This window comes from Kitasatospora putterlickiae, assembly GCF_039527695.1.
In the GTDB taxonomy this organism is placed as follows: Bacteria; Actinomycetota; Actinomycetes; order Streptomycetales; family Streptomycetaceae; genus Kitasatospora; species Kitasatospora putterlickiae.
This window is the reverse complement of record NZ_BAAAKJ010000215.1, coordinates 26,979-30,563: the sequence shown is the minus strand read 5'-3', so window position 1 is coordinate 30,563 and position 3,585 is coordinate 26,979. Positions and strand designations below refer to the sequence as shown.

General features: G+C 71.7%; 4 protein-coding genes. All 4 read right to left on the bottom strand.

Going from position 1 to position 3,585, the window contains the following annotated elements; translation table 11 throughout:
* Positions 1–1,283 (bottom strand): hemolysin family protein (locus ABD308_RS21280; RefSeq protein ID WP_425554821.1); only part of this gene is annotated, 1,283 nt, incomplete at its 3' end.
* A 19-nt stretch (positions 1,284–1,302) separates the two neighbouring features.
* Positions 1,303–1,797, bottom strand: a complete 495-nt coding sequence (gene ybeY, locus ABD308_RS21275; protein WP_344337557.1) for an rRNA maturation RNase YbeY — start codon at positions 1,795–1,797, stop codon at positions 1,303–1,305.
* A 14-nt stretch (positions 1,798–1,811) separates the two neighbouring features.
* Positions 1,812–2,834 (bottom strand): PhoH family protein, encoded by a 1,023-nt coding sequence (locus ABD308_RS21270; protein WP_344337603.1) that lies wholly within the window; start codon positions 2,832–2,834, stop codon positions 1,812–1,814.
* Positions 2,835–3,143: 309 nt separating this feature from the next.
* The coding region (locus ABD308_RS21265) for an MBL fold metallo-hydrolase (protein WP_344337555.1) at positions 3,144–3,585 on the bottom strand (442 nt) is incomplete at its 5' end.

Below are 3,585 nucleotides of genomic sequence, written 5' to 3'. Positions count from 1 at the left end.
GGGGCGGCGACGACGGAGCCGATGCGGTTGCGGCGGCCGGCGGAGCTCTCGGCGGTCAGCCGGATGGCGGTCAGGCCGCCCGGGACCTCCTCGGGCAGCGGGATCTCGCAGGACGAGCCGGGGATCGGGACCCGGCCCAGGTGCTTGGCCAGCAGGCCGCCGACCGTCTCGACGTCCTCGTCCTCCAGCTCGATCCCGAACAGCTCGCCGAGGTCCTCCACCAGCAGCCGCGCGGTGATCCGGTACGAGCCGTCCCCGAGGTCCTCCACCGGGGGGATCTCCCGGTCGTACTCGTCGGTGATCTCGCCGACGATCTCCTCCAGGATGTCCTCGATGGTGACCAGGCCGGCCGTGCCGCCGTACTCGTCGATCACGATCGCCACGTGCGAGCGCATCTGCTGCATCTCGCGCAGCAGGTCGGCGGCCGGCTTGGAGTCCGGCACGAACACCGCCGGGCGCAGCACCGCGCCGACCTCGTCGGACTCCGAGTCCCGGTTGATGTGGGTGCGGCGCACCAGGTCCTTGAGGTAGACGATGCCGACCACGTCGTCCTCGTTGTCGCCGACCACCGGGATCCGCGAGAAGCCCGAGCGCAGCGCCAGGGTCAGCGCCTGCCGCACGGTCTTGTGCCGCTCGATCATCACCAGGTCGGTGCGCGGCACCATCACCTCGCGGACGATGGTGTCGCCCAGCTCGAAGACCGAGTGCACCATCCGGCGCTCCTCGTCCTCGATGACGTCGTTCTTCTCCGCCAGGTCGACCAGGGACCGCAGCTCCGCCTCGGAGGCGAACGGGCCCTCCTTGTAGCCCTTGCCCGGGGTCAGGGCGTTGCCGAGCAGGATCAGCAGCCGCGGGATCGGGCCGAGGATCCGGGCCAGCGGCAGCAGCACGAAGGAGGCCGCGGTCGCGGTGGTGAGCGGGTGCTGGCGGCCGATCGTGCGCGGCGAGACGCCCACCGCCACGAAGGACACCAGCACCATCACGCCGAACGCCAGCAGCACGGCCTGCCAGGTCGTGTCGATGGTGCGCACGCACACCACGGTGACCAGGACCGCCGCCGCCATCTCGCTGGCCACCCGGATCAGGGTGGCCAGGTTGAGGTAGCGGATCGGGTCGGTGGCCAGCGCCAGCAGCCGGGCCGAGCCCTTGCGCCCGGAGCGCACGGCCTCCTCCGCCCGGAACCGGGAGACCCGGGAGATGCCCGCCTCGGCGCACGCGGCCAGCCAGCCGAGCACGACGAGCAGCACGGCACCGAGGATGAAACTCGTACTCTCACCACTCACAGGGGTTCGGGCTCCGCGCTCAGTGGGTGGTGGGGGCCGGGGAGATGCCGCCCAGGCCCCGCTCGGCCCGCCAGCCGTCGAGGATCGCCTTCTGGAGGCCGAACATCTCGGCCTCCTCGTCCGGCTCCTCGTGGTCGTAGCCGAGCACGTGCAGCACGCCGTGCACGGTGAGCAGCTGGAGCTCCTCGTCCATCGAGTGCTTCGACGGGGCCGCCTTGCCCTGCTGCTCGGCGACCTCGGGGCAGAGCACGATGTCGCCGAGCAGGCCCTGCGGCAGCTCCTCGCCCTCCTTGCCGGGGCGCAGCTCGTCCATCGGGAAGGACATCACGTCCGTCGGCCCCGGGAGGTCCATCCACTGGATGTGCAGCTCCTCCATCGCCGCCCCGTCCACCAGGATCACGGACAGTTCGGACTGCGGGTGGATCCGCATCTTGTCCAGTGCGTAGCGGGCGACGGCGAGGATGGCCTCCTCGTCGACGTCCCAACCGGACTCGTTGGCGATGTCGATCGACATGACGGGCTGGTTACTCAGCTTTCGGTGCGATGGGACTGTCGGGGTGCGCGCGAGCCGCGCCGCTGGGCGGGCTTGACCGGGAGGCGGCGCTCCTCGGTCTCCTGGGTCTCCTGGCGGGCGTCCCAGCGCTCGTACGCGTCCACGATCCGGCCGACCAGCTTGTGGCGGACCACGTCGGTGCTGGTGAGGACGGAGAAGTGGATGTCGGGCACGTCGGCCAGGATCTCCTGGACGACCTTGAGTCCGCTGCGGGTGCCGCCCGGGAGGTCGATCTGGCTGGTGTCGCCGGTGACGACCACCCGGGAGTTGAACCCGAGGCGGGTGAGGAACATCTTCATCTGCTCGGGCGAGGTGTTCTGGGCCTCGTCGAGGATGATGAAGGCGTCGTTGAGGGTGCGGCCGCGCATGTAGGCGAGCGGCGCGACCTCGATGGTCCCGGCGGCCATCAGGCGCGGGATGGAGTCGGGGTCCATCATGTCGTGCAGCGCGTCGTACAGCGGGCGCAGGTACGGGTCGATCTTCTCGTAGAGGGTGCCGGGCAGGAAGCCCAGCCGCTCCCCCGCCTCGACGGCCGGGCGGGTCAGGATGATCCGGTTGACCTCCTTGGCCTGCAGGGCCTGGACGGCCTTGGCCATCGCCAGGTAGGTCTTGCCGGTGCCGGCCGGGCCGAGGCCGAAGACGATCGTGTGCTTGTCGATCGCGTCGACGTAGCGCTGCTGGTTGAGGGTCTTGGGGCGGATGGTGCGGCCCCGGTTGGACAGGATGTTCGCGGTGAACACCTGCGACGGCGCCGGGCTGTCGGGGTCCTCCGCGGCACCGCGGAGCATGGCGATGGAACGCTCCACGGCGTCCTCCGTCAGGGGTTGGCCGGTGCGCAGCACCAGCATCATCTCGCTGAACAGCTGCTTGACGAGGGCCACCTCGGCGCGGGCGCCGGTGGCGGTCACCTCGTTGCCGCGGACGTGGATGTCGGCGGCGGGGAAGCCCTGCTCGATCACCCGCAGCAGCGAGTCGGCGGCACCGAGCAGGGTGACCATCGGATGCTTCTCGGGGATGACGATCCGGGCGCTGACGCGGCCGTCGTCGGCCGGCTCGGGGCGCGGCCGCCCATTGGTACGGGTCTGCGATGTGTCACTCATAGGTCGGCGCTGGGGCCTGCCTCATCCCATCCGTGTCTCGTGGTGCCGCTGGGTCTCTCCGGGGCACCAGGGTACGCCGCGCACGTGATCGACGCGGCGGGCGGCGGGGCCGCACCCGACGATGCTGCGGCAGATCGCCCGGGTGGCGCGAACGGTTTTCCACGCCGTTCACCGGCCGGGCGGCATCGGGGGCCGCGGGCGGGGCGGTCATCCGCTCCGGGGCGGTACTGGTACCCGGGCGAGGTCCTCGGCAAGCACGATCGGGCCGTCGAAGTGCTTGCGGGCGTCGGCGAGGTGCTGGCCGAGGTCCGGGTAGCGCTGGGAGAAGTGGGTCAGCACCAGGGTGCGGGCGCCGGCCTCGGCGGCGACCTTGCCGGCCTGGCCGGCGGTGAGGTGGCCGTGGTCCTCGGCGAGCCGGGCGTCGGCGTCGGTGAAGGTGGCCTCGACGACCAGCAGGTCGGCGCCCTCGGCGAGCTCGTGCACGCCCTCGCAGAGCCGGGTGTCCATGACGAAGGCGAACCGCTGGCCGGGCCGGGGCTCGCTCACCTCGTCCAGGGTGACCCGCCGGCCGTCCGCCTCGATCGCGCCGGTCCGCTGGAGCCGGCCGACGTCCGGGCCGCCGATGCCCAGGGCGGCCAGCCTTTCGGGC